The sequence below is a fragment of the Nocardia asteroides genome, assembly GCF_021183625.1.
Lineage (GTDB): Bacteria > Actinomycetota > Actinomycetes > Mycobacteriales > Mycobacteriaceae > Nocardia > Nocardia asteroides_A.
Genome location: NZ_CP089214.1, coordinates 5,298,672 through 5,324,024, shown reverse-complemented (window position 1 = coordinate 5,324,024; position 25,353 = coordinate 5,298,672). Strand labels below are relative to the sequence as shown.

The window sequence follows — 25,353 nt, the reverse complement described above, 5'->3', positions numbered from 1 at the left end:
ATCACACCACACACTGAGCGACACTCGGTAAAGACAAACAAGGATAGGGGGACCTATGCAGGTACTGATCGTCGAGGACGACCACGATCTAGCAGAGGAGTTGCACCGGGGCCTCGAGTCTCAGGGATTTCAGGGATTCGTTGCCAACACTGGACGCGACGCGCTCATCCTGCACACCGAGGCAGAGGTGGTATTACTCGACATAGGCTTGCCCGATATGGACGGTTTGGAGGTCTGCCGCAAGATCAGGACGATCTCCAACATACCGATCATCATCCTGAGTGGCAGATCGGACGAGATCGACCGAGTACTTGGGCTGAAGCTCGGAGCAGACGACTACGTGATCAAGCCACACAGCCTACGGGAACTCGCGGCCCGATTGGAGGCCGTAATACGCCGCGCCCGGCAGAGTGGGGAAAATTCGTCCCCCGCCGGCATTGCCCGGATCGAGGGCGATGTCCGTGTGTTGAGAGAGATACGCATCGATGTCGGCAGCCGCAAGGTTACCGTCAAGAATCGCGAAGTGAGCCTGACTCGGCGAGAGTTTGCTTTCCTTGAGCTGCTGGCTCGTGAACCGGGCAAGGTTTTCAGCAGGGAAGATATCATGATCGAGGCGTGGGGACATGACGGAGCCGGTGACACGAGAACACTAGGCGTTCACGTAGCCAGCCTACGAAAAAAGCTGGGTGTGCCTGCGATCGAGACCGTGCGCGGCGTCGGCTTTCGCTTGGCATCATAACATGGTACAGCGAATTATCCTGGCCGGATTGATTGCCGCCGCCGTTATAGTCGGCCTACTCACGATGTTGCCGCTCGGGGTGTCTCGATTCTTCCCCGGGTTTATTTGCGGCGGCTTGGCCGGATCGTCCATCGCCCTCTTCGCCCGACCCCTCACACGGCGGGCACGTCCTTCCACCGATACCTTCAGAAGAGCGCAGATACAGCTCGGAAGCGGCAGGATCGGCAGGCAGGACGCACATAACGGTTCGCCGGATGTACCCGACCGTGTCTGCTTCGTCAATCCTGCGACCGAGGACGCAACGACCCGGCATGATCCCAACAGCAGCGGAAAAGCCGATCTCGCACACCAACTCCGTACCGTGTTGCAGCTACTGACGGCCCGGATAGATCGGCTCGAAACCTCTGTCACAGAGGAACGTTCGGCGATCTTCGCGAAGGTGAGAGCTGATTTGGCCCGACTGCGTGACATTCTCACCGAGCAACTCGATGACCCAACCGGCAGAGCGACCACGCCACCAACCGCAATCGACGTCCGGAAGGTGGTGATGGACCGATTGAACGCTTGGTCGGACGAGGCCGCGCGACGCGGATCGCTCACGCTCCGACCGATGACGATCGATTCGGCGGTGATTGTTACGCAACGCGGCACCCTCGAACATTTGTTGGACATTCTGTTCGACAATGCGACGAAATACTCGCCAGCGCATTGCGAGATACTGGTATCCGCACAGGTCAGCCCGACTGGGGAGCAGGTCGCAGTCAGAGTCGTTGATCAGGGGCCAGGCATCACCGCGACCCAACGAGAACACGCACTCGAACGCGGTTGGCGAGCGGATTCCGGTGACATACCCGGTCGAGGCTTGGGGCTGTCGATCGCAGAGATGCTGGTGAAATCGAATCAGGGCCGGCTGACTCTGGATGCCGCGTCTTCGGGGCACGGACTCGAAGTGAGCATTTACTTTCCGGTCGTGTTCGACCGAAGAACATCGGAATCACCCCCGCACTCGAACGACGCGACCGGGACGCCGTATTCGATCACACTCGACCTCCGCAGCATATAGCGGTAGGCTCAGCGCCGACCGGTTACCAAGTATCCTCCGCACAGTACCGGAAAGGTTCAAGTCTTATTTCGCTAGATTTTCTCTAGAAAAGCACGAAGACGGGCATCCGAAACAACTTGCACTCGCAGCCCGCCGCCTTCGATCATTCATGTCGAACGAGCACAACCCCAAGCGCCGTATGGGGGTACCACCGACATGTTGCGAAAAAAGTTGCCAGTGATCGCTCGACGTCGCATCGTCTGATGCGCACACCGCAGCAATCGCCGCCGCGCACCCGGCGAACGGGCCCGCTCCATCGCGTTTTCCGCAACCCGCTCGCCGGCGAATCGGCCTTCGCTTCACATCGATGCGGGCAAGCGCGTTCGCTTCCTCCGTCTGGGAAGCTTGTCGAGGGCGCAGCCGGCCGACCATTTGCGTCGACATATCTCAACCGAGCTCGCCCCATCCGAGAGCTGCCCTAACGACCTCGTGCATGGTTGCGGAGAGAACGCGCTCGGGCGACGCCGGAGCGCGGGCTCACTACGTTGACTGCGGGCGGCTGACGTGCTGGAAGTCCGACAGCAGTCCCGCCGCGGCGAGGATGTTGTGCGCGAAAGACGCGCGGCGGGGCAGGTGGCGCGACAGTGAGCGCCAGTTCTTTAGGTGTGCGATGGCATGTTCGACACGAATCCGTAGGCGCGAGTGTGCTTTACGCTGTTCTCGGTAGAGCTGCTCGTACCAGGCTGGCGGGTTGCGTCGCATCTTGCGGTGCGGTGGGGTTATCACCGCACCACCGTTCTGGGTGCCCAGGCCCTGGTAGCCGGCGTCGGCCAAGACCCGGGCACCGGACCCGGCGAGCATTCCGGGCAAGCCACTGCGCCGCGCCTGGGTGATGTCGGCGACCGATCCGGGTGCGGTGGCGCCACAGAACAGCAGCCTTCCCACGGAGTCGGTGATCACCAGGGTCTTGATCGCGTTCTGTCGCGACTTGCCGGACACGAACTTGTCCCGGCTCAGCGCTCGCGCGGCAGGTCGGCGAACACGGACCTCGGTCGCGTCCATGATCGCGTAATCGGCTGCCGCGCCCAGGAACTCAACGACTTCATCGAGCGTGCGCAGCCGGGTGCAGTTTCCAGCGCGGCAGCCGCGCTCGGCCAGGATCGGCCGGATCTCACCGATCGCGCGGGTCACCGTGGAGCGATCCACATCGAACCATGCCGCGAGCACGTCGTGGGTGACTCCGTGGCGAAGGTGGACCAGTGTCACCAGAAGCCGGTCGAGGAAGACCAGCTTATACCGAGTACCGGCGCCTGGGGCGCGGACCCGCACAGCGCGCCGCGCTTCCTGACGTGCTCGCCATACCGGCTCCACCTCGGCCGCCAACCCTGCGATCAACTCCACCGGCAGACCCGTCACCCGCCGCGCCGCAACGCGGCCCCACGACCCACACCAAGATCATCTCAGCCCGAGGCGCCAATCATGCACGAGGTCGTAGAGGCTGTCCCGTAAGTCGTTGCGGGGCAACGGTAATGTGCTGTCGTGGCGCTGATCTCGGCGTCTGATCCGGTGATGGTGGAGCTGTTCAGTAGGCTGCGACCGCAAGTTCACCCGGCTGATCACCGCCTTGCGAAGCGAAGGCGCCGACCGGCCGCTGCGAGGCCGGCCCTTGGCACTCGGGTTCGAGGACCGGGTCCTGCTGGTGGCCTGCTACTGGCGCACGAAACTGACCATGCGCCAGCTCGCCGCAGTATTCGGCATCTCGAAGTCGGCGACGGCCCGGGTGATCGACGACCTCGGCCCCGCCCTGACACTGCGACCCCGGGCCCGTTTCCCGCGCGGGGCGGTGCTGATCGTGGACGGCACCCTGATCCCGACCCGCGACCGCGGCATCGCCGCGCAGTCGAAGAACTATCGGTACTCGATCAATCACCAGGTCGTCATCGACGCCGACACCGAACTCGTGGTCGCGCTCGGGCGACCGCTGCCGGGCAACCGCAACGACTGCCGGGCCTACGCTGAGTCTGGCGCGGTTCATTCCTGCCGCAACGCGACAGTAATCGCCAACGGCGGTTACCAGGGCACGACCGCGATCATCCCGCACCGCAAGCCACCGAAACGCGAACTGCCCGCCTGGAAACAGGAACACAACGCCCCCAACGGCGGGTCCGCGCACGGGTCGAGCACGTCCTGGCGCGGATGAAGACCTGCAAGATCCTGCATGACTGCCGCCAGCACGGCAACGGAGTAGCAGATGCGATAGCCGGAGTCGCCCGGGTGGCCAACCTCGCCCGCACCGCCTGATCCTGGGATCCGACGCCAGCCTGCACAGCCCTACAGGACTTACGGGATTCCCTTTTAGGGTGCTCGAACGGCGCGTGGCTCTGTGACCGAAGTGAGTACGATGCAGAACAGCCGCAGGTCAGCTATCGAACTACGGCACGTTCCATAGGGAAGGCCGATGTGATCGACTGGTACACCGCCGATCTGCACATCGGCCATCGGCTGCTGTCCGAGCTGCGCGGCTTCCCCGACATCCCCGCCCACGACGAGGAGCTGGCCCGGCGCTGGGACGCGCTCGTCGGGCCCGACGAGCGGGTGTGGGTGCTCGGCGACATCTCCGTCGGCGGTAAACGGCAGGAGACCGCGGCACTGGAGTGGATCGCCCGCCGCCCGGGCGAGAAGCACCTGATCACCGGGAACCATGACGGGTGCCACCCGATGCGGTCGCGCGCCGCCGCCTGGCAGGCGACCTACCTGGCGGGCGGCTTCGCCTCGGTGCAGCAGACGGCGGTGCACAAGATCGGGGGGCAGCGGGTGACGCTGTCGCACTTTCCGTTCCGGTTCGATCCGGAGGGGGATCACACGCCGGAGAATCGGTTCGAGGAGTGGCGGGTTCCGGATATCGGGCAGTTTCTGCTGCACGGGCATACGCACTCGGAGGTCAAGGTGCGGGGGCGGCAGATTCACGTCGGGCTGGATGCGCACGAGCTGCGGCCGGTCACCCGCGAGTGGGTCGCGGAGCAGGTCGAGAGCGCGGGGTAGTGCGCCGACAGCCGGGCCCGGATCGGCCCGAGCGCAATGCTCGCGCCGCCCCGACTGCACGGCGACAATCGAGACCATGCGAATCGTGGCGGGGATCATCGCGGCGGGGGTGATCGCGGGCGGGCTCGCGGCGGGGAGCGCGCAGGCGGCGGCGCCCGATTACGGGCAACCCCGCCAACGGGGCCGGGATCGATCCGGCGCGGAACCTCACACCGGAGTTCTCGCCGGTCCAGGTGCCGCCGGTACGCATCGACGAGAGCCTGGAGGCGACGACGGTGGTCGCGAAGCCGTACCTGGCACCCTGGGTGCACGACCTGCTGCCGCTGGACGGCGTCGAGCTGTACGGTGCGGCGCGGATAACACTCCCCGGCGCGGACGGCCGCGCGATGGCGATCGCGCCGAGCGGGCACTGCGACTTCGGCGGCACGGGCACTCCGGCGACGCCGATCCGGATCGATACACCCGCGTTCGAACTCGCCATCGACCTCTCCCTCCCGGGCTGAAACCCGCGAAACGCGAATCGTCACCGTTGTAATTCTGTGACGCTACGCACAAGGCGTTTACTTCTATCCACCCCGGTCACGGCGCGATTTCCGGCACGGGTGCTGGATTCGATCATGCTCCAACGCCATCGAGACGGATCTCGTTCACCTTCCGTTAACCTTTCGTGACCATTCTGCAATCTGGCCCGAGCGGCCGAGCTCCGTTCGAGTAGGAGTGGGACGTAGGTCCCCGACAACAGAACCCGACAAGAGCACATCGTCCGGAGACACCGGAAAACCCCGCACCACGAATCATGAACCGGCCGAGCGGCCGGTCGATCGGTGCTGCCCGGAATCGGGTTCGGGGCCCGTCACCGACCGAAGCAAGGAATCGAATTCGCATGCCCGACTCACGATTGTCCACCCTGCGGCGCCCCACCCTGCGCGAGAGCATCACCGGCGCGGTAGCGGCCGCGGGCGTGGTCGCCGTCTGCGCGTCCTCCGCCGTCTCGGTGGCCGACAACAGCGTGCCGTCGCGCATCGCCCTGATCGCCGACCAGCAGCCCGCCGCCGCCGAGCAGGCGCAGGCCGCCCAGCCCGCCGCCGCGCCCGTGGCCGAGGTGCTGCCCGCCGCCGCGCCGCTGGTGGAGCAGGCCGAGATGCGGGCGGCGACCGCCTTCTACCCGGACAACCTGCACGGCTGGATCAGCCAGGCGCTCGACGTGATGCACGCCAACGGCATCCCGGGCAGCTACGAGTCGATCCACCGCAACATCATGCGCGAGTCGACCGGCAACCCGCGGGCGATCAACCTCTACGACTCGAACGCCGCCGCGGGCATCCCGTCGAAGGGGCTGCTCCAGGTGATCGACCCGACCTTCGCCAAGTTCCACGTCCCGGGCACGCCGTTCGACGTCTGGGACCCGGTCGCCAATATCGTGGCCGCCTGCAACTACGCCGCGCACACCTACGGCTCGATGGACAACGTGCACGGCGCCTACTGAGTCGGTGGGGCTCGCCATACTGTCCGCGATGCCCGACTACACGCACAACGATCACGCCGCCCGCAGCCGGGCGGAGAAGGCCCGCGCGCTCGCCGCCTACCTGTGGGACCGCGGTATCACCGCGGCCGAGCTGCGCGCCCTCGCCCCCGCCGCGCGGCGCAAGCTGGCGCGGGCGGCAGGCACCAACCCGCCGAGCACCGGCGAGACCTGGGACGTGGCCGCCGAGCTGCTGGCCGAGAAGGACGCGTGGGCCGCCAGGCACCCGAACCACCCGGCGGCCGGGCGGCCGCACGCCGACGAGAAGCTGCTGTGGGTCAAACCGCCGGTGACGCCATGGAACTGAGCGTCACAGCACCTCGGCCTCCGAGCGGGTCACCACCTTGGCCGCGAGCGAGCGCAGCGAGCGCGCCTCGTCCGCGCTGAGCGCGTCCACGAAGAGCCTGCGCACCAGCTCGACGTGGCTCGGCGCGGCCAGCTCCAGCGTGCTCCTGCCCTGCTCGGTGAGGACGACGAGCACGCCGCGGGCGTCGTCGGCCACCGGCTTGCGCTCGACCAGCCCGCGCCCGGCCATCCGGGCCAGGTGCTTGGAGAGCCTGCTCTTCTCCCAGCACACCTCGGCCGCCAGATCCTTGGCGCGCAGCGCGCCGTCCGGCGCGGCGGAGAGCGCGACCATGAGTTCGTAGTCCGGCGTGGACAATCCGTGCTTGGCCAGCCCCTGCGCGATGGCCGCGTCCAGCCGCTGGTTCAGCCGGATGAAGGCCTGCCAGGTGGTCTGTTCGTCATCGGAGAGCCATCGGACCATTCCCGCATCCTAGAGCGCTCACCACAGCCCGGTCCCGGCGCCGATCTGCCGCTCCAGCTCCGGCGTCAGGGTGCGGACGTAGCTGGCGGTCAGGTGGTGCTCGTCGTGGTACACGAGCACATTGCCCTCGACCACCCGGCACACGTACGGCCCGCACACCGCGTCGCTCAGGTCGAGCAGGTGCACGTTCGGGAAGCCTGCGGCGGGTTCGAGCGCGGGGTTGACCGGGGCGAGCGCGTCGGCACGCGACATGCCGCAGCTCTCCGCGGTGCCGCCCGCGGCGAGGCAGTCGACCGCGCTGTAGCGGCCGTACGCGGTGCGCAGCCAGGGGGTGTCGCGCACCGCGAGCACGCGCAGGTCGCGCTCGGCCAGCGCGCCCCACACCTCGACGAAGCCCTGCGGCACCTCGTCGCCGCCGACCGGCCAGACCGGGGCGGTCGCGGTGGTGAAGACCCAGTCCGGACGGTCCACGGTGAGCTGGTCCAGCACCGCGCGGGACCAGTCGCGGCAGTCCGAGATCGGCTCGCCGCGGTAGAGCGAGTCCTCGCGCAGGTTCAGCGAGCAGCCCATCTTGAGGTAGACCGCGATCCGCACGCCGCGCGCCCGGCCGATGGCGTCCAGCGCGGTGAGCCAGTGCTCGGCGTGCGAGTTGCCGACGACGGCGATGGTCCGCTCGCCGTCGGGGTCGCCGTAGTCGCAGGTGACCACCGCGGTGGTGTGCCAATCCGAGATGCAGCCGTCGGTGGTCGAGGCGGGGACGTCGCGCGGGGCCTCCAGCATCGACGGCCGGACCGCGGCCGGCGGCGCCGCGACCCCGGCGACCAGCGCGTCGGCACCCGGGTAGACCACGGGATCCAGTGCGCTGAGCGGCCTTTCGTTGTCGAAGAGCACGGCCTGCCAGAACCAGGCGGCGCCGAGCACCGTCACCCCGGCCAGCGCGACCACCGCGCCGATCCCGCGCCGCACCAGCACCGGCGCCCCGGCCCGCCGGTCCGAGCGCTGCCGCAGCGGCTCCTCGATCCCGTGCCTGGTCAGCACCGCGAGCAGCAGCGCGAGCCCCACCACCACCATCCCGCTGCCGACCCCGGCGCCGCCGGAGCCGGTGTAGATCAGCGCGCCGATGAGCAGCGGCCAGTGCCACAGGTAGAGCGCGTAGGCGATGGCGCCGAGTTCCACGAAGGGCCAGGCGGCGAGCAGCCGGGAGATCGCGGGCGGGCGCTCCCCCGCCCCGGCCACGATCAGCGCGACGGTGGCGAGCACCGGGAAGAGCGCAGCCGGGCCGGGGAACTGCTGCGCCCCGTCGAAGAGCAGGCCGCAGGCGAGCACCGCCGCCAGCCCGCCGAGCGCGAGCAGCGCGCGCAGGAACCGGGCCACCCGGCCGGTCGGCAGCGACCCCGAGGCCAGCAGCACCGCGAGCAGCGCGCCCGCCAGCAGCTCCCACGCCCGTGCCGCGCTGTCGTAGTAGGTCCAGTCCTGCTCGACGGCCGGGCGGGTGGCGGCGTACCAGAACGACGCCGCCGCACCGATGGCGACCAGCACCCCGACCGCGGGGCGGAGCAGCCGCGGCCTGCGCAGCACCCGGCGGCAGACCAGCGCGACGAACGCGATCAGCAGCAGCACGGCCAGGTAGAACTGGCCCTGCACCGCCATCGACCACAGGTGCTGCAGCGGGCTCACCGATGGGTCGGCGGCGAGGTAGTCGGCGGCGGCGCTGGCCAGCTGCCAGTTCTGGTAGTAGAAGACCGAGGCGAGCAGCTGCCGGGAGAGCTCCGTCCACTGGGTGTACGGCAGCGTCGCCACCGCCCAGGCCGCCACCGAGATCAGCACCACCAGCAGCGCGGGAAGCAGCCGGCGCAGGGTGCGCACGGCGACCGCGGGCACCGAGACCCCGCCGCCCGCGCCGCGGCGCAGCAGCATGCCGGTGAAGAAGAAGCCGGAGAGCACCAGGAAAACGTCGACACCACCGGAAACCCGGCCGAACCACACGTGGAAGACCACCACCAACGCGATCGCCACTCCGCGCAGCCCGTCCAGGTCGTGCCGATAGCGCAGAGCCGGTGGTCGATCGTCGTGCATGTCGAAGGAGTATCACACCGGATTGTTTCGACGGAATTCATCGGCGGCGTCTGGATGGCACCGCTCGCGGGCGGCTCGGTTGACAACGCGGCGGAGGCTCACGACAGTGGGGGCGGCGTCTGATTCGGACGCCGATCCACCGCAGCACACCACAGAGGAATACATGAACGTTCGCCGGCTCACCGTCAGCGCTGCCGCCGCGGGGCTCACGCTCCTCGCGGCTCCGGCCGCCCATGCCGTGCCCACCGGTTCCGCCGGAACCGGGTCCTCCGCCATCGACGCCGGGGTCGGGCTCACCGGCTCGGCCGGTCTGACCCAGACCGGCTCCGCGGGCGGCGCCTTCGCCAACTGCGAGGATGCCAAGGCCGCCGGGCGCGCGCCGCTGTTCCGCGGGGAACCGGGCTACGGCCCGCACCTGGACCCGGACGGCGACGGCTTCGCCTGCCCGACGGTCTGAGCGACCCGATGAGACGACGACACCCGGTGCGCAGGCACCGGGTGTCGTCGTTTCCAGCGGGTCAGCGGAAGAGCTTGACCAGCACCAGGCCGACCACGACGGCGCCCGCGCCGATCAGGCTGTACTTGACCTTGGGCTCGTTCAGCTTGGCCAGCACCAGGTTCTTGGTGTCGCCGGCGATCCGCTGCGGATCGGCCCGCACCGCGAGCTCGTCCAGCGTGCCTGCCAGCCGCGTGCGCGCGGCCTCGATGTCACGCTCGATCCGCTCGGTGTCCCTTGCCACGTCTCCACGCCTCCTGTCGGTCGATGTGCCCGCGGGCCCGCACAGACCGGCAGGCCCTGACGAACTCGCCCGAGTGTATCCGTAGCCATCCTGTCCGCCGGTTCGGTTACCGTGCTGGACGTGACCGACACTCGACTCTCCCCCGGCGACCCGGCCCCCGATTTCAGCCTGCCCGACGCCGACGGCAACACCGTCTCCCTGGCCGATTACCGCGGCCGCAAGGTCGTCGTGTACTTCTACCCGGCCGCCAGCACCCCCGGCTGCACCAAGCAGGCCTGCGACTTCCGGGACAGCCTGGCCGAACTGGACGGCGCCGGGATCGCCGTCGTCGGCATCTCGCCGGACAAGCCAGCCAAACTGGCCAAGTTCCGCGACGCCGAACAGCTCACCTTCCCGCTGCTCTCCGACCCGGACCGCGCGGTGCTGAAGGCGTACGGCGCCTTCGGCGAGAAGACCATGTACGGCAAGACCGTCACCGGCGTGATCCGCTCGACCTTCCTGGTGGACGCGGAGGGCAAGATCGAGGTCGCGCAGTACAACGTGCGCGCCACCGGGCACGTCGCCAAGCTGCGGCGCGATCTGTCGGTCTGACGCTCCGGGTCAGGGCCGCAGGCCGCGGATGAAGTGCTCGTAGCCGTCCAGCGTGCGGTCCAGCCCGAACTCGAAATCGGCGCGGGCCCAGTCGATCTCGTCGTCGGAGAAGGCGCCTTCGGCGGCGGCGGCGAGCACGGCGGGGAAGCGCCGCGGATCCATGGTCGCGAAGAGGCCGTCGAAGGTGTCGTCTTCGGTGTCGGCCTGGCCGAGCTCCACGCTCAGCCGCATCCGGCCGATCACGAAGAGCGTCAGGTTCATCACCAGCCGCAGCCGGACCCCCGCGGGCAGGCCGGTGCGCTCCAGGATCGTCAGGCCGGAGTTCAGCCAGGCCATGTTGTTCGGCCCGAGCGGCGGGGTCACCATGGGAATCTCCAGCCACCACGGGTGCCGGATGATCAGCTCGTACTCGCTGACCGCCCACCGTCGCAGCGCGTCCCGCCAGCCGAGCGCGGGGTCCGAGTCGGGCGGTAGCCCGATCACCCGGTCCGACATCAGCTCGACCAGCGTCGTCTTGCTATCCACGTAGCGGTAGAGCGACATGGCGGTGAAGCCGAGCTCCTCCGCCACCCGCTTCATCGAGAGCGCCGCGTAGCCGTCGGCGTCGGCCACCGCGATGGCCGCGTCCACGATGCCCTCCAGCGAGAGCCCGCGCTTGGGGCCGCGCGTGCCCGCCGCCTCCATCCCCCAGAGCAGCCGCAGGGCGCTGCTCGGATCCCGCTTCTCCACCACACCTCCTCGATCGCCGCTCTTGCGCCGAAGAACTGTTTACTCTATAAACTTGGTTTATTCGATACACAGTTTCTCAGTCTGGAGCCATCATGACCTCCGCGCTCTCGATCTCCGCCCTGCACAAGGGTTTCGGCGATCAACCGGTGCTGCGCGGCCTCGATCTCGAGGTTGCCGCAGGCACCGTCTTCTCCCTGCTCGGGCCGAACGGCGCGGGCAAGACCACCCTGGTCCGGATCCTCGCGACGCTGGCCGCGCCGGACCGCGGCAGCGCCAGCGTCTTCGGCCACGACGTGGTGACCGACGCCGACGCGGTACGCGCGCTGATCGGCGTCACCGGGCAGTACTCCGCGGTCGACGGCGTGCTCACCGCGCGGGAGAACCTGCGCCTCACCGGCAGGCTGCTGCACCTGCCCGGCCCCGAGCTGGCCCGCCGCTCGGCCGAGCTGCTCGATCGCTTCGACCTCGCCGAAGCCGCGGACCGGCGCACCGCGGGCTTCTCCGGCGGCATGCGGCGCCGGCTCGACCTGGCGATGAGCCTGATGGGCGGGCCGCGCATGGTCTTCCTCGACGAGCCGACCACCGGGCTCGACCCGCGCAGCAGGCGGGAGCTCTGGGCGGTGATCCAGGGGCTGGCCGCCGACGGCGCCACCGTCTTCCTCACCACCCAGTACCTGGAGGAGGCCGATCAGCTCGCCGACCGGATCGCGGTGCTCGACAACGGCGTCGTCGTCGCCGACGGCACCCCGGACGAGCTCAAGCGGCGCGCGCCCGGCGGGCACCTGCGGCTGCGCTTCGGCACCGCCGACGAGCTCGGCGCCGCCCGCGCCGCGCTCCCGCTGCCCGACGGGTGGCGCGCCGAGCCGGAGCAGCTGCTGCTGCAGCTGCCGTCGGACGGCAGCGCCGCCGAGGTGCGCGCGCTGCTGAACCGCTGCGCCGAGCTCGGCATCGAGGTGGCGCGGCTGACCGTGCACACCCCCGATCTCGACGACGTCTTCTTCGCGCTCACCGGGCACCCCGCCCCGGCCGAGGCCGCGTGACCACCGTGCCGACAGGAGCCACCATGACCGCCCCCACCGCCGGAGTCCGGGTACTGCTGGACACCCGCACCATGCTCGACCGCAACCTGCGGCACTCGCTGCGCAGCCCGGACGCCCTGATCATGACCATCGCGGTGCCGGTGATGATCCTGCTCATGTTCGTCTACGTGCTCGGCGGCGCCATCGAGGTGGGCGGCGGCACCTACGTCGACTACGTGGTGCCGGGAATCCTGCTGCTGTGCGCCGGGTTCGGCTCGGCCACCACCGCGGTCGCGGTCTGCTCGGACGTCACCGAGGGCATCGTCGACCGCTTCCGCACCATGGCGGTGGCGCGCTCGGCCTTCCTGAACGCGCACGTCACCGAGAGCCTGCTGCGCAACCTGGTGACCACCGCCATCGTCACCGTGCTGGCGGTGCTGATCGGGTTCCGGCCGAGCGCCGATCCGCTGCGCTGGCTGGCCGCGCTCGGGCTGGTCGCGCTGTTCGTGCTGGCACTCTCCTGGATCTCGGCGGCGCTCGGGCTGCTCACCCGCAGCGTGGAGGCGGCGAACGGCTCCACCTTCGCGTTCCTCTTCCTGCCCTACGTGAGCAGCGCCTTCGTCCCGGTCGGGTCGATGCCGGGCTGGCTGCGGCCGGTGGCCGAGCACCAGCCGGTGACGCCGGTGATCGAGACCGTGCGCGGGCTGCTCATCGGCACCCCGATCGGGTCGAGCGCGCTGTTCGCGGTCGGCTGGTGCGCGCTGTTCACGGTGCTGGGGTACGTGGGCGCGCTGGCCGCGTTCCGGGCGCGCACCAGGGAGTGAGTTCAGCCGGGCAGCAGCTGCTGGGTGGCCCAGGCGACGGTGAGCCGGACGTGGTTGCCCCACCAGGCGGCCGACTCCGGGGTGAACGGGGCCGGGGCGGGTGCTTCGCCGGGGAAGAGCAGCGCGGCGTCCGGGGCGCCGACCCGGTCGTCCGGGGCGGGCACGCCCGTGCCGGGCACAGCGGGTTCCGGAGCGCAGGCGGATGGCGAAGGGCCGGCTGCGGTGACCGCCCCGGCGGGCGGCGGGCAGGCGAGGCTGCCTGCGGGCGCGGGCGCCGGTCCCGGCGCAAGCTCGGCGGGCACCAGCGGAAGCGGCTCGTACGTCCGGCTCTGCGCCACCGCAGGGCTCCAGACCGCCTGCCGCTGCGGCACCGATTCCGCCCGCTCCAGCACCCCGACCGCCGCGATGTGGTGCAGCGCGGCCGGAACGTGAGCCGATGCGGCCGGGGCGACCGGCGCGGCGGCAGCTGCCGTCGGCGGAGTAGGCACCGGCCGCGCGTCGCTCATCAGGTACGCCCCGCCCGCGACGGTGAACCCCGCGGCCAGCGCGGCCGCGCCGAGCAGTGCGGCGGTGCGCATCGAGCGCGACCGCGGCACCGGCGGCTCCGCCACCCCGCCCGGCTCGGCGCAGACGGCCAGCGCGGCGCCGAGCGCGGGCGCGATGGCCGCCACCGTGCAGGGCAGCACCGGGGCGCCGAGCGCCCGCACGGCCTCCGCGACGGCGGGCTCGGCGGCGGCGGAGCCGATCAGCACCACCGCGTCCGGCCTGGTCTCGGCGGCGTCCAGCTGGTCGCGGGCGGCGGTGACGGCGGCGCCGAGCGCGTCGCTGGTCACCCCGCCGGTCCGGGTGACCCCGGCCAGCACCCGGCCGCGGTCCCGATCCACCAGGGTCAGCGTGAGGTGCCCCGGCACCACGTCGCAGAGCAGCAGGTCGTCGAACTCGGCCAGCCAGGTCATGGCACCGGCCACATTCAGGTGCGCGGCCCTGGTCGAGACCAGCGAGGCGGCCCGCCAGCGGCCCGCGGCCAGCCCGATACCGAGCGCGCGGCGCTCGGCGGGATCGTGGTAGGCGATCGCGACCCCGGCGGGCTCCCGCCGCAGCTCGGCGGCGAGCCGGTCCAGCGCGGCGATCACGGCGGCCGGTGCCGCGCGCCGGTCGCCATCGATCGCGACGGTGCACTGCGCGAGCACCCGCTCCGGCAGCCGCTCCCCCGCCCCGCTCAGCGCCACCGCGTGCACCGCGCCGTGCTCGGTACTCACCCCGAACACCACCGGCGCCGCGCTCGTGCCGCTCGCTCGTGCCGCCACAGCCACGCCTCCTGCCCGCGGGGGCCCCGGCGCCGCAGGGTCTCGTGCCGCCGGTCGATCCCGCCCCTTGGTGGATAACGATCATCGCGCGCGGGACGCCGTTATCGGCTCAGGTACGGCGCCGACACGCGGATACACCGGTGGTTCGGCACGGCGTGCGGGACGGATGGGGGTGAACTGTCACAGACGAGGGGAAACGCCCGTTCCGGGCAGCGCCGTGGTCACGTTAGCCTGGACAGGTGGAACTACACGCGGAGGCCAGGTCGAGACGCCGGCCCGACCCTGCGTTGGAGATGCAGGACGATCCGCAGGAGCTCATGCCGCGGCGCCGCCCGACCCAGGAGCGCAGCAAACGGAAGTTCGACGCGCTGCTCCAGTCCTCGCGGGAACTGCTGGTCGAGGTGGGTTTCGAATCGTTCACCTGTGAAGAGGTCGCGGCCCGCGCGGAGGTGCCGATCGGCACCCTCTACCAGTTCTTCGCGAACAAGTACGTGATCGTCTGCGAGCTGAACCGGCAGGATCTGGTCGCGGTCTCCCGGGAGCTGGCCGATTTCCACGGCGGCGTCCCCTCGCTGGACTGGCTGCGGCACATGAACCAGTTCGTCGACCACCTGGCGAATCTGTGGATGACCGACCCCTCGCGCCGCGAGGTCTGGCTCGCCATGCAGTCAACGCCGTCCACCCGGGCCACCGGCGCCAAGCACGAGAAGGAGTTCGCCGAGGTGGTCGCGCAGATGCTGCGCCCGCTCACCCCGCGCACCCCGCGCGAGCGGCGCACCACCATGGCCCAGGTGCTGGTGCACGTGGTCTATTCGATGCTCAACTTCTCGGTGCAGGACCAGCAGAGCCACGGCGAGGCGGTCGCCGAGCTGAAGCGGCTCATGGTGGCGTATCTGTTGGTCGCCGAGAAGGATTCGCGCTCCTAGCGGCGAAACCGACGGGGCCCGAGCCGCAGTGCGGCTCGGGCCCCGTTTCGTTTCAGCTCGAGGATTCCCTGCCCTCGATGAGGTCGGCGAGTTCGCCCGGGTCTTCCAGGACGACCATCGCCGCCGCGGTGTCACCGTCGTGGGTGAGCGAGAGGTGCACGCGCACCCGCGGCAGGAACTCCGCGGCGAGGCCGTGCAGGCGAATGCTCGGCCTGCCCCACGCGTCGTTGACCACCTCGATCAGCGGGTACGGGTTGTCCCCGATCTGCGGGCGGCGGGCGAACCGGGAGGAGGCCCATGCCTTGAGCACGGCCTCCTTGGCCGCCCACCGCGCCGCGTAGCTGCGCGTGGGATCCGTCGCCTTGCTCTGGCAGTAGCGCCGCTCCGCGGCGGTGAAGCTCTCCCTGAGCATGGTGGTGCCCACGCGTTCCAGCTGCTCGCCGAACTCCGAGATGGTCACCAGGTCGAGCCCGATACCGATGATTGCCATGGGCCGGGAACCTATGACCGCTCGGTCTCGGACGCCGGGGCGAACCGGCCCGTCTCGCAACCCCTGCCGTCGGCACGGTACGTGCCGTCGGCACCGAGACGGGCATCCCCGGAGAGCAGCATGTCGGCCTCGAGCTGACGGATTCGCGACGCCGGGGTTCCGTCCGCCCCGAGCCGCCGGTCGGCCGGCCGCTCGTAGAGGTCGGAGCCGCCGCACATCGCCTCGGCGAAGCGCTGCCTGCCGTTGAGCCGGCGCTGCTCGGCGCGGTGCAGGTAGTCGTCCCTGCGCTCGGCCGGGACCGCGGCCACGAACGCCTGCGGGTGCACCACCGCGAGCAGCCCGGAGACGTGCCCGAAGCCGAGCGAGGTGACCAGCCCGGCCTTGAGCGGGAACCGCTCGCCGAACCGCAGCGCCTCGCGCACCCACACCAGGTGCGGGTACTCGCGCATCTTGTCGTCGACGCAGTCGAGGCTGCGGTTCGGCGGCACGACGCCCTGCTCCAGCACCTGGCAGAGCCCGATCAGCTGGAAGGCGGCGGCGCCGCCCTTGGCGTGCCCGGTCAGCGACTTCTGCGAGACCACGAAGAGCGGGGCACCCGCCGACCGGCCGATCGCCGCGGCGAGCCGCTCGTGCAGCTCCGACTCGTTCGGGTCGTTGGCCGCGGTCGAGGTGTCGTGCTTGGAGACCACCGCGACCTCGTCCGGGGTGACGCCGAGCCCGCGCAACTCGGCCGCGAGCTTGGACTCGCGCCCGCCCCGGCCCGCGCCGAGCGCGCCGAGCCCGGGCGCCGGGATCGAGGTGTGCACGCCGTCCGCGAAGGACTGCGCGTAGGCCACCACGCCGAGGACCGGGAGCCCCATCTCCAGCGCCACGTCGCCGCGGGCAAGCAGCACGGTGCCGCCGCCCTGCGACTCCACGAACCCGCCGCGGCGGCGGTCGTTGGCCCGGGAGAAGTACCGGTCGGCGATGCCCTTGCCCGCCATCACCGCGGAGTCGGCGGTCGCGGACATGTCGCCGAAGCCGACGATGCCCTCGATGCCGAGGTCGTCGAAGCCACCGGCGACGACCACGTCGGCCTTGCCGAGCTTGATCTTGTCGACGCCCTCCTCGACCGAGACCGCGGCGGTGGCGCAGGCCGCCACCGGGTGCACCATCGCGCCGTAGCTGCCCACGTAGGACTGCACCACGTGCGCCAGCGCGACGTTCGGCAGCGCCTCCTGCAGGATGTCGTTCGGCCGCGGCTCGCCGAGCAGGTTGTCGACGTAGAGCGAGCGCATCGACGACATGCCGCCCATGCCGGTGCCCTGGGTGTTGGCGACCTGGCTGGGGTGCACCCAGCTCATCAGCTCGGCCGGGTCGAACCCGGAGCTGACGAAGGCGTCGACGGTGCAGGCGATGTTCCACAGCGCGACCCGGTCGATCGAGGACGCCATGTCCGCCGAGATGCCCCAGACGGTCGGATCCCAGCCGGTCGGGATCTGGCCGCCGACGGTGCGGGACAGCTTGGCCTTGCGCGGCACCCGGATCTCGGTGCCCGCCTTGCGGGTCACCTGCCAGTCGCCGCCGTCACCGGCCGGGACGACGACGGTGTGCTCCGGCGCCGCCGCCTCGAAGCCACGGGCGTCGGCCTCGGAGCCGACCGTGAAGGTCAGATCCTTGTCCAGGAAGACCGAGGTCATCAGCGGGGCGCTGTTGTCGACCATGGCCGCGTCGTCGGCGTAGCGGCGGACGCCGCAGCGCTCGACCACGGCGTCGTGGTAGCGCTCGGCCACCTCGTGCTCGGGGACGAAGTCGCCGGACGCCACGTCGTACCAGCCCGGCTTGGGGTCGTTCTCCCAGGTCACGAGCCCGGTGGTCCAGGCGAGCTCCAGCACGCCCGCGGCGGAGAGCTCGTCGGAGACCTCCATCTCGAAGCGGGTGCGGGCCGAGCCGTACGGGCCCAGCTCGCCGGCGCCGACGATGACCACCATGTCGGCGAGGTCGGTCGTGACCGCGCTCCACTCCGGCACCGGCAGCGCGGAGCTGCGGGTGGGCGGGGCGGGCAGCGCGTCGACCGTCGGGACGATCTCGACCTGCTCCTCGGCCGCCGCGGCCTCCTCGGCCGCCTGCTTGGCGAGCGCGGGCAGGTCGAGGTCGACACCGGCCAGGCCGCCGGTGAGGTCGATCTGCTGCGGCGCGGTGACGGTGATCGCCCTGGCCTGCGAGGTGCACCACTTGAGCAGCTCGTCGGCCATCTCCGCGGTGGACCAGGTCTGCACGCCTGCCGCCTCGACCGCCGAGACCATGGGGTCGTTCTGCCCCATCAGTCCGGTGCCGCGCACCCAGCCGATCAGCGCGTGCACCAGGGTGACCCGCTGCGACCAGGACTTCTCCGCCCGCCAGCGGCCGACGACGGCGTCCAGCGCCGCCTTGGACTCGCCGTAGGCGCCGTCGCCGCCGAAGAGCCCGCGGTTCGGCGAGCCCGGCAGCACCACGTGCAGCTTGGCGTCGACGTCGTGGTCGGCGTTGAGCGCCGAGAGCCCGCCGATCAGCCGCTCCACCGACCAGAGCAGCACTCGCATCTCCATCTCCGCGCGGGAGCCCGCGTCGGAGAGGTCACCGGCCACCCGCGGCGCCGCGAACGGCAGCAGCAGGGTCGGCGTCATGGCGTCCTTGATCTTCACCTTGGCGCCGCCCGCCGAGTCGACCTGCTCGCCGCCGACCCAGTCGATCACCGCGTCGATATCGGTGTAGGAGGCCATGTTGGCGGGCACCACCCAGAGCGCGGCGCCGCTGCGCGCGTGCTCCCGGTACAGCTTCTTGTAGAAGCCGAGCCTGGAGTCGTCCAGCCGCGAGGTGGTGACGACGACGGTCGCGCCGCCGGAGAGCAGCCTGCCGGTGACGGCGGCGGCGATCGAGCCCTTGCTGGCGCCGGTGATCACCGCGACGTCGGAGGACCACTCGCCCGGCTCCTCGGCGGTCAGCGCCGCCGTTGCGATCCGCTCGTAGGCGCCCGCGAGCACCGAGCGGGCCTCGTGCTTGGCCCGGTCCCGCCACCAATTCGCCTGCGTGGCGACGGCTTCGCCCGCACCGAGGTAGCCGTTGACCGGCAGCTCGGCCGCGTCGGCGTCGGCGCCGAGCCAGAGCCGGGCCAGATCCTCGCGGGCGCTGGCCCAGCGGTCGTCGAGCAGCACGGCCTTGCGGCTGTCGAAGGCCGGGGCGACGAGCCGCGGCCAGTCCGAGCCGAGCTCGGCGGCGACCAGGTCGACCAGGGTGTCCGGGGTGGCGACGGCGGCGCTGGCCTGCTCGGCGAGGCCGAGCTGCTCCAGCACCACGCGGGCGGCGCTGGCGAGCACGCCGTCCCTGCCGGTGATCTGCGCGGTGAACTCACCGAGCGCGGCGGCGTCGACGGTCGCGCCGCCCCCGCCGCCAGCGCTCGGCAGCGAGACCGCGATGCCGCGGCGAGCGGCGACCGCCTGCACGGCGGCGTCGATCGCGGCGTCCACCGAGGAGCCGTCACCGAGCCCGCCGGAGACCAGCCCGCCCAGGTCGCCGCCGCGCACGCTGGCGCCCTCGCGGGTGCCGAGCGAGAGCTCGGCGGTGACGTGGCTGGCCCAGCCGTCGCCGAGTTCCCAGACCTTGGTGACCCGGTCGGCGACCGCGGCCGGGCGCTTGCCGGACGGGCCGAAGACCTTGCGCAGGTGGTCGTTGATGGCGTCGGAGAGCACCGTGCCGAACGGCTTGTAGGTGCGCGCCAGCCGCTCGACGGTGGCCGAGAGCGCGCCCATGTCGGCGTCGGCGGCGCCGTCGATGGCGCCGAGCGAGAGCTCCGAGCCGAGGTCGACCAGCAGCTGGTTGCGGCGCGAGGAGACGCCGTCGCAGAGCCCCTCGATGGTGTCGACCGGGCCGATCTGGTCCAGCCGCAGCTTGGTCCAGAGCGCGATGAGCACCTTGGTGGCGTCGGCGGCGGTGAAGGCGATGTCGTCCGGGCGCGGGCCGCCGGAGGCTGCCGCGGGCGCGGCGGCCGGGGCCGGGGCGGCAGCGGCGGGAGCCGCGGTGGCTGCCGCGGCCTCCTCGACCGGCTCGTCGGCCGGGGCCGGGTCGGTGTCGGTGCCGAAGACCACGCCGGCCTCGCGCTCGATGTTCAGCACCTCGACCGCGGTGTTGCCGAAGGCGGGGAGCTTGAGCGTCTGGCTCGCCAGGTTCGCCACCGTCGGGGTGGCGGCCAGCCCGATCTCCACGAACCGCTCGACCCCGAGGCCGCCGTGCGCGGCGTCGGTGAAGAGCACGTCCTGGGTCTCGATCCAGCGCACCGGGCTGGCGAACTGCCAGGCCAGCAGCTCGACCAGGACGACGCGGCAGAGCTCGATCGGGCGCGCGGCCCAGCCGTCGAAGTCGGTCAGCACCTCGGCCAGCGGCTCCGACGGAACCAGGTCGGCGATCTCCTGGACGAACGAGCGCTCCAGCGAGAACGGCCGCGGCACCAGGTTCGGGATGTACCGCCCGACCAGGATCTCCGGGTGCAGGTCGGCGGGGAGCAGCTGCTCCAGCTTCTGCCTGAACTCCGGCACGCCCTTGCGCAGTACCGTCGAATGGAAGGGAACGTCGATGCCGGGCACCAGGATGAAGGCGCGCTTGCCGCCGGTGATCTCGCGGCGCCGGTCGATCTCGGTCTCCAGCGCCTCCAGCCCGGCCAGCGTGCCCGCGATGGCGTACTGCGAGCCGCGCAGGTTGAGGTTGACCACCTCGAGGAACGCGCCGGTGCGCTCGGCGATCGCGGCGACGAAGCCGATGACCTCCTCGTCCGGCAGGTCGATCTGCGAGGGGCGGATGGCGGCCATCCGGTAGTCGCTGCGGCCCTGCGAATCCCGCGGGACCAGCTGGTGCATGGCGGAGCCGCGCTGGAACACCACCTCGAGCGTGGCCTCCAGCGGCAGCACCCCGGCGACCGCGCAGAGCGCGTTGTACTCACCGACCGAGTGCCCGGCCAGCACGGCGCCCTCGACGAAGGCGCCTGCCTCGCGCAGCTCGGCCACCTGCACCACGCCCACGACGGCCATCGCGACCTGGGTGAACTGGGTCAGGTGCAGCACGCCGTCCGGGTGCCGGTGCTCGACGCCGCGGGCCTTGAGGTAGGTCGGGTTGTCGCGGACCACCGCGAGGATGGAGAAGCCGAGCGCCTTGCGGGTGTGCTTGTCCGCGCGGTCCCAGATCTCCTTGGCGGCCTTGGAGCGCGTGCGCGCCTCCATGCCCATGCCCTTGCGCTGGATGCCCTGGCCCGGGAGGGCGTAGGCGGTCTTCGGCGCGGCGGTGCGGCCGGTCGCTGCCATCACCAGGTCGCCGTCGGCGCGGCAGGAGACCTCGACGATCTCGTCGCCCGCATCGATCGCGACCCGCTCCACGCGGACGTCGATCTCCGCGCCGGGGCGGACCATGCCGAGAAACCGAGTGGTCCAGGCGGTCACCGTGCGGGCGGGGATGCCGCTCGCCGGGTCGAGCGCGGCCACCACGTGCTGGGCCGCGGCCGAGAGCCACATGCCGTGCACGATCGGGCTGCCCAGCCCGGCCAGCTTGGCGGCCGAGGAGCTGGTGTGGATCGGGTTGTGGTCGCCGGAGACGGCGGCGAAGGCGTGCATGGCGTGCGGCGCGCGCACGGTGACGTCCCTGCGCCTGCGCCGCGCGGTCTCGCGCGCGTCGTCGGAGACCGAGCCGCCTGCCCGCGGCGGGTCGGTCAGCTCGCCGGCGCCGGTGCGGCCGCGGATGGCGAAGCGCTCGGTGAGCGTGGCCAGGGTGGGCATGGAGAGCCCGGTCTCCGGCCGGTCCAGCATGCCGGTGATCCGCACCTTGACCTCGACCACGCGGCCGAGATCGGTGTCCAGGGTCTCGCCCGCCTCGGCGCGCACGGTGAGCACGCTGGTGGCGTCGGGCAGCTCGGCGAGCAGGTGCACCTGGTGGTCGAGGTGCACCAGGTCGAGCATGCCCTCGATGACGCTGCCGCCCGCGGTGGTGCGAGCCGCGCCGAGCACCGCGAAGACCGCGGGCCAGCAGGCGCCGACCAGCACGTCCGGCACGACCCGGCCGAGCGTGCTCAGCGATTCCGGCAGCCCGCCGCCGCTGACGCCGGCGTGATCGGCGCCGAGATCCGGCGTCCAGGCCACGTTCACGTGCGCGACCGAGCCCCTGACCTCGGGCAGCGACTGCCCGGCGGCCACCGCGAGCAGCGCGCTCATGGCGGTCTCGGCATCGGCCTCGGTGATCACCGGGGCGCCGCCGTTGTAGACGGTGACCGGGACGGTGATCCGGATGCTGACGGTGTCCCGGCCGAGCAGCGGAACGGTCAGCTCGACGTAGCTGTTCTCGGCGTCCGGGCCGGTGGTCTCGGCCAGGGTGGCGCCGGTGGCCGGGTGCACGGCGCCCTTGCCGTCGACCACCCAGCCGTCCAGGTCGCCGAGGCGGTGCACCGGGTTGACCGTGGTGCGGCCGGACCAGCGCACGTCCGGCGCGGCCAGCACGGCGTCGATCGGGCCCGCGGTGACGCCGGCGACCCGCCTGGCGTCCACCGCGGCGGGGACGACGCCGTCGCGCACCAGCGAGTACGCGGTGTCCTGCTCGAAGCGGTCGAGCAGCTCGCCGACCGGCTCGTCGACCCGGGTGATCCCGGCGACCGCGACGGTGCCCGGGATGATGCAGACCTGGTCCGCCGAGTAGCGCAGGTCGTGCGCCTGCCACAGCGAGTCCGAACGCCACCAGCGCCGGACGTCGCCGTCGACGACGGGGACGAAGTTCACCGGCTTGCCGGGGATCTTGCAGAGCGAGACGAAGAACGGGACGTCGGCCGGGTGCAGCAGCGTCTCCGCGGCGGCCGGGTAGCGCTCCCGCAGCGTGCAGATGGCGCCGACCGGGTCCTCGAGCTCCCGGTCCGAGCCGAAGAGGGTCGGGATCTCGCCGCGGTCGGCCGGGTGCAGCCGCGCCTCGGCGCGCCGGATCATCTCGGCGAAGCGATCCCGCCAGGTGCTGTCGAGCCACTGCGAGCGGGTGGCCTCGCGGATGGCGTCGCCCAGGTCGGAGCCGCAGTCGAAGTCGCGGCGCCGGTCCAGCCCGACGGCCAGCTCGACGTAGCGCTCCAGCCAGTCCAGGTAGGTCATGGTGGCGACGTCGCCGAAGTACGGCTTGGCGGTGGCGTTCAGCGCGGCGATGATCTCGTCCCGGCGCGCGGCGACGGCGGCGGCGTCGCCCGCGACCTCGTCCAGCAGGCGGCCGGTGCGCGAGGCGGCGTTGTCGATCTCGTGGATGTCGGCGCCGAGCTGCGAACGGCCGGAGGCCATTCCGTTGATCGCGGTGCCAGCGCCGACCCAGTCCGGCGTGCCGGGGGTGTCGACGAGCAGCTGCTTGACCTCGGGGGCGGTGGTCGCCTCCAGCGTGGCCATCGCGGCGGTGCCGACCAGCACGCCGTCCAGCGGCATGACCGGGTAGCCGTGCGCCGCGGACCAGCGGCCGGTGAGGTACTCGGTGGCGCGCTCCGGCGTGCCGATGCCGCCGCCGACGCAGACCACGACGTTGTCGCGGGTGCGCAGCTCGGCGTAGGTGGCGAGCAGCAGGTCGTCCAGGTCTTCCCAGGAGTGGTGCCCGCCGGCCCGGCCGCCCTCGATGTGCACGATCACCGGGTAGCCGGGGACCTGGTCGGCGATCCGGAGCACCGCGCGGATCTGCGCAACGGTGCCCGGCTTGAAGGCGACGTGGTGGATCCCGGCCTCGGTGAGCTCGGAGATCAGCGCGACGGCCTCCTCCAGCTCGGGGATGCCCGCGGTGACGATGACGCCGTCGATCGGCGCGCCCGCCGCCCGCGCCTTCTGCACCAGCCGCTTCCCGCCCAGCTGCAGCTTCCACAGGTAGGGGTCGAGGAAGAGCGAGTTGAACTGGACCGCGCGGCCCGGCTGCAGCAGCGTCTGCAGCTCCTCGACGCGATCGGCGAAGATCTGCTCGGTCACCTGGCCGCCACCGGCCAGCTCGGCCCAGTGGCCCGCGTTGGCCGCCGCGGCGACGATCTTGGCGTCGACCGTGGTCGGCGTCATGCCGGCGAGCAGGATCGGGGAGCGCCCGGTGAGCCGGGTGAAGGAGGTCTCGACCACGATCCGGCCGTTCGGCAGCCGCACCGGCTTCGGCGCGAACTCCGACCACGGCGCGGGCACCTGCGGCGCCGCGCCCGGGGTGAGCAGGCTGCGCTGGCCCTCGCGGGTGGCGGCGGCGACCACGCCGACGCCGGTGCCCCTGAGCGTGCCCGCGGTGAGCCGGGAGAGCAGATCGCCGGGGCCGAGGTCGAGAATCCACTCGGCGCCTGCCGCGACCACGTCGTCCACCGTGCCGACCCAGTCGATCGGGTCGACCAGGATCTCCTGCGCCAGCGCACCGGCCAGCTCGGCGTCGAGCCCGCACTGCCGCGCCCAGCCGGAGACCAGGTCGACCGTGTCGGTCAGCGCCGGGTGGTGGAAGGCGACATCGACCGCGAGGTCCTCGAAGACCGGCGCGAAGACCGAGCCGCCGCGCGCCTTGGCGTCCCGCTCGGCGCTCTGCTCGTCGTGGATCTCGGTGCAGCGCTGCCGAACCCGCGCGATCTGCGCCGGGGTGCCGGAGAGCACCGCGCGCCTGCGCCCGTTGCGGATCGAGACCACCGCCGCGACCGCGGGATCGACCCCGGCGGACACCTCCGCGACAACAGCCCGCAGCTGCTCCGGATCGACATTGGAGACCGCGACCATCGGCGACTGCTCACCGACCGGCATCAGCCCGCGGCGCCGCCCGACCAGGCTCGCCGCCGCGCCGATCATCTGCCCGAACGCGAGCAGCTCGGCATCCCGGCGCCCGCCGTCGCGCAGCGCGGCAGCGGCGAGCACGCCCTGCGAGTGCCCGACCATCCGGACCGGCGGGTGCTCGACGACATCGAGCCCCTGCAGCTTGAGTGCGCGCAGCGCGGCCAGCTGGGTGAGCAGCACGCCGGGCATCGAGACCGCGGCGGAGCGCAGCACGCGCTCCGACGGCGCGGCCGAGCTCTCGGCGTCGTCCCCTTCGGCGAGTTCGTTCTCCAGGATCCAGCCGATCGGGTCGAAGCCGACCGGCCGCACCACGAGCAGCTGGTTCGCGACCGGCTCCAGCAGCGCGGCGGCCTCGTTCACCAGGGCGGTGAGCTCCGGCTCCAGCGCGCTGTCCCGTTCGATCTCCTCCAGCTCGCCCAGCCACTTCGCGCCCTGCCCGCCGAACGCCAGCGCGTACGCGGTGCCGTTCGACAAACGATCCAGCAAGGGCGACCGGGACGCCTCCACCTCGGGGGACCGTCCCGCCTTGCGGCGCGATCCGGTCCCGGTCTCAGTGTTCTCGTTGATCGTCAAGACGCTCGACTTCCTACTCTCGCGAGGTAGCCCGGGGGGACGCTCCGCTCCGGTGCGCAGGGGTCTCCCCTGTCCAGGGCCTGGTAATTGCGAGGATGCCAGAGAATCATGAGGAAAACCTCACGTTCCTCTTCCGGCGCGCCGCCTACTCCCGAGTTTTCTCGCACTGCCGTACCAG

19 protein-coding genes and 1 pseudogene are annotated in these 25,353 nt (G+C 71.3%); 12 read left to right on the top strand and 8 right to left on the bottom strand.

Annotated features, from left to right (window positions below; genetic code table 11):
• Positions 1 to 55: 55 nt before the first annotated feature.
• Together LTT61_RS24725 and LTT61_RS24720 are read left to right on the top strand one after the other, a co-directional pair.
• Positions 56 to 739, top strand: coding sequence for a response regulator transcription factor (locus tag LTT61_RS24725; protein WP_233016434.1), 684 nt, complete (start codon positions 56 to 58; stop codon positions 737 to 739).
• A 1-nt stretch (position 740) separates the two neighbouring features.
• Positions 741 to 1,802 carry a sensor histidine kinase gene (locus tag LTT61_RS24720; protein ID WP_233016433.1) on the top strand — a complete coding sequence of 354 codons (1,062 nt, stop codon included), beginning with the start codon at positions 741 to 743 and terminating at the stop codon, positions 1,800 to 1,802.
• Positions 1,803 to 2,321: 519 nt separating this feature from the next.
• On the opposite strand, the gene LTT61_RS24715 is transcribed toward LTT61_RS24720, so the two are convergent.
• Complete coding sequence (locus tag LTT61_RS24715) at positions 2,322 to 3,197, bottom strand: transposase (RefSeq protein WP_233016432.1); 876 nt, start codon at positions 3,195 to 3,197, stop codon at positions 2,322 to 2,324.
• A 153-nt stretch (positions 3,198 to 3,350) separates the two neighbouring features.
• Between LTT61_RS24715 and LTT61_RS24710 the strand changes: the two are divergent.
• The 5 genes and pseudogenes from LTT61_RS24710 (at position 3,351) to LTT61_RS24690 (ending at position 6,652) form a co-directional block, all read left to right on the top strand.
• Positions 3,351 to 4,082, top strand: a pseudogene (locus LTT61_RS24710) (transposase).
• 159 nt (positions 4,083 to 4,241) lie between these two features.
• Positions 4,242 to 4,823 (top strand): metallophosphoesterase, encoded by a 582-nt coding sequence (locus tag LTT61_RS24705; protein WP_233016431.1) that lies wholly within the window; start codon positions 4,242 to 4,244, stop codon positions 4,821 to 4,823.
• A gap of 233 nt (positions 4,824 to 5,056) precedes the next feature.
• Positions 5,057 to 5,326: a hypothetical protein gene (locus LTT61_RS24700; protein WP_233016430.1), complete on the top strand. Its 270-nt coding sequence runs from the start codon at positions 5,057 to 5,059 to the stop codon at positions 5,324 to 5,326.
• Positions 5,327 to 5,706: 380 nt separating this feature from the next.
• On the top strand, positions 5,707 to 6,309 hold the full coding sequence (locus LTT61_RS24695; protein WP_233016429.1) for a transglycosylase SLT domain-containing protein: 603 nt from the start codon (positions 5,707 to 5,709) through the stop codon (positions 6,307 to 6,309).
• 28 nt (positions 6,310 to 6,337) lie between these two features.
• Positions 6,338 to 6,652 carry a hypothetical protein gene (locus tag LTT61_RS24690; protein ID WP_233016428.1) on the top strand — a complete coding sequence of 105 codons (315 nt, stop codon included), beginning with the start codon at positions 6,338 to 6,340 and terminating at the stop codon, positions 6,650 to 6,652.
• A 3-nt stretch (positions 6,653 to 6,655) separates the two neighbouring features.
• On the opposite strand, the gene LTT61_RS24685 is transcribed toward LTT61_RS24690, so the two are convergent.
• Together LTT61_RS24685 and LTT61_RS24680 are read right to left on the bottom strand one after the other, a co-directional pair.
• Positions 6,656 to 7,111: a MarR family winged helix-turn-helix transcriptional regulator gene (locus tag LTT61_RS24685; protein WP_233016427.1), complete on the bottom strand. Its 456-nt coding sequence runs from the start codon at positions 7,109 to 7,111 to the stop codon at positions 6,656 to 6,658.
• An 18-nt stretch (positions 7,112 to 7,129) separates the two neighbouring features.
• A complete protein-coding gene (locus tag LTT61_RS24680) occupies positions 7,130 to 9,187 on the bottom strand; it encodes an acyltransferase family protein (protein WP_233016426.1) in 2,058 nt (685 codons plus the stop codon).
• Positions 9,188 to 9,350: 163 nt separating this feature from the next.
• Here LTT61_RS24680 and LTT61_RS24675 point away from each other — a divergent pair, with 163 nt between their 5' ends.
• Positions 9,351 to 9,644: an excalibur calcium-binding domain-containing protein gene (locus tag LTT61_RS24675; protein WP_067654420.1), complete on the top strand. Its 294-nt coding sequence runs from the start codon at positions 9,351 to 9,353 to the stop codon at positions 9,642 to 9,644.
• Positions 9,645 to 9,705: 61 nt separating this feature from the next.
• On the opposite strand, the gene LTT61_RS24670 is transcribed toward LTT61_RS24675, so the two are convergent.
• The gene (locus tag LTT61_RS24670; protein WP_067654418.1) at positions 9,706 to 9,927 is read right to left on the bottom strand and encodes a DUF3618 domain-containing protein; all 222 of its coding nucleotides are present in this window, start codon (positions 9,925 to 9,927) and stop codon (positions 9,706 to 9,708) included.
• 120 nt (positions 9,928 to 10,047) lie between these two features.
• On the opposite strand from LTT61_RS24670, the gene bcp reads away from it, so the two are divergent.
• Entirely contained in the window at positions 10,048 to 10,518 is a 471-nt protein-coding gene (gene bcp / locus LTT61_RS24665; RefSeq protein WP_233016425.1) for a thioredoxin-dependent thiol peroxidase, read from the top strand.
• 9 nt (positions 10,519 to 10,527) lie between these two features.
• On the opposite strand, the gene LTT61_RS24660 is transcribed toward bcp, so the two are convergent.
• Entirely contained in the window at positions 10,528 to 11,247 is a 720-nt protein-coding gene (locus LTT61_RS24660) for a TetR/AcrR family transcriptional regulator (protein WP_233016424.1), read from the bottom strand.
• A gap of 92 nt (positions 11,248 to 11,339) precedes the next feature.
• On the opposite strand from LTT61_RS24660, the gene LTT61_RS24655 reads away from it, so the two are divergent.
• On the top strand, positions 11,340 to 12,287 hold the full coding sequence (locus LTT61_RS24655; RefSeq protein WP_233016423.1) for an ATP-binding cassette domain-containing protein: 948 nt from the start codon (positions 11,340 to 11,342) through the stop codon (positions 12,285 to 12,287).
• Positions 12,288 to 12,310: 23 nt separating this feature from the next.
• Positions 12,311 to 13,090, top strand: coding sequence for an ABC transporter permease (locus LTT61_RS24650; protein ID WP_233016422.1), 780 nt, complete (start codon positions 12,311 to 12,313; stop codon positions 13,088 to 13,090).
• A gap of 2 nt (positions 13,091 to 13,092) precedes the next feature.
• Here the strand turns inward: LTT61_RS24650 and LTT61_RS24645 are convergent, their stop codons facing one another.
• Positions 13,093 to 14,397 (bottom strand): hypothetical protein, encoded by a 1,305-nt coding sequence (locus LTT61_RS24645; protein ID WP_233016421.1) that lies wholly within the window; start codon positions 14,395 to 14,397, stop codon positions 13,093 to 13,095.
• 293 nt (positions 14,398 to 14,690) lie between these two features.
• Here LTT61_RS24645 and LTT61_RS24640 point away from each other — a divergent pair, with 293 nt between their 5' ends.
• A complete protein-coding gene (locus LTT61_RS24640) occupies positions 14,691 to 15,323 on the top strand; it encodes a TetR/AcrR family transcriptional regulator (RefSeq protein WP_233016420.1) in 633 nt (210 codons plus the stop codon).
• 52 nt (positions 15,324 to 15,375) lie between these two features.
• Here the strand turns inward: LTT61_RS24640 and LTT61_RS24635 are convergent, their stop codons facing one another.
• Positions 15,376 to 15,813 (bottom strand): holo-ACP synthase, encoded by a 438-nt coding sequence (locus LTT61_RS24635; protein WP_233016419.1) that lies wholly within the window; start codon positions 15,811 to 15,813, stop codon positions 15,376 to 15,378.
• An 11-nt stretch (positions 15,814 to 15,824) separates the two neighbouring features.
• Positions 15,825 to 25,175, bottom strand: a complete 9,351-nt coding sequence (locus tag LTT61_RS24630) for a type I polyketide synthase (protein ID WP_269821796.1) — start codon at positions 25,173 to 25,175, stop codon at positions 15,825 to 15,827.
• Positions 25,176 to 25,353: the final 178 nt, after the last annotated feature.

Excerpts from the sequence above, each read along its gene's own strand:
- LTT61_RS24680 (WP_233016426.1), bottom strand. The coding sequence starts at position 9,187 with ATGCACGACGATCGACCACCGGCTCTGCGCTATCGGCACGACCTGGAC.
- LTT61_RS24650 (WP_233016422.1), top strand. The coding sequence starts at position 12,311 with ATGACCGCCCCCACCGCCGGAGTCCGGGTACTGCTGGACACCCGCACC.
- LTT61_RS24690 (WP_233016428.1), top strand. The coding sequence starts at position 6,338 with ATGCCCGACTACACGCACAACGATCACGCCGCCCGCAGCCGGGCGGAG.
- LTT61_RS24695 (WP_233016429.1), top strand. The coding sequence starts at position 5,707 with ATGCCCGACTCACGATTGTCCACCCTGCGGCGCCCCACCCTGCGCGAG.
- LTT61_RS24675 (WP_067654420.1), top strand. The coding sequence starts at position 9,351 with ATGAACGTTCGCCGGCTCACCGTCAGCGCTGCCGCCGCGGGGCTCACG.
- LTT61_RS24635 (WP_233016419.1), bottom strand. The coding sequence starts at position 15,813 with ATGGCAATCATCGGTATCGGGCTCGACCTGGTGACCATCTCGGAGTTC.
- LTT61_RS24655 (WP_233016423.1), top strand. The coding sequence starts at position 11,340 with ATGACCTCCGCGCTCTCGATCTCCGCCCTGCACAAGGGTTTCGGCGAT.
- LTT61_RS24725 (WP_233016434.1), top strand. The coding sequence starts at position 56 with ATGCAGGTACTGATCGTCGAGGACGACCACGATCTAGCAGAGGAGTTG.
- LTT61_RS24685 (WP_233016427.1), bottom strand. The coding sequence starts at position 7,111 with ATGGTCCGATGGCTCTCCGATGACGAACAGACCACCTGGCAGGCCTTC.
- LTT61_RS24640 (WP_233016420.1), top strand. The coding sequence starts at position 14,691 with ATGCAGGACGATCCGCAGGAGCTCATGCCGCGGCGCCGCCCGACCCAG.
- LTT61_RS24720 (WP_233016433.1), top strand. The coding sequence starts at position 741 with ATGGTACAGCGAATTATCCTGGCCGGATTGATTGCCGCCGCCGTTATA.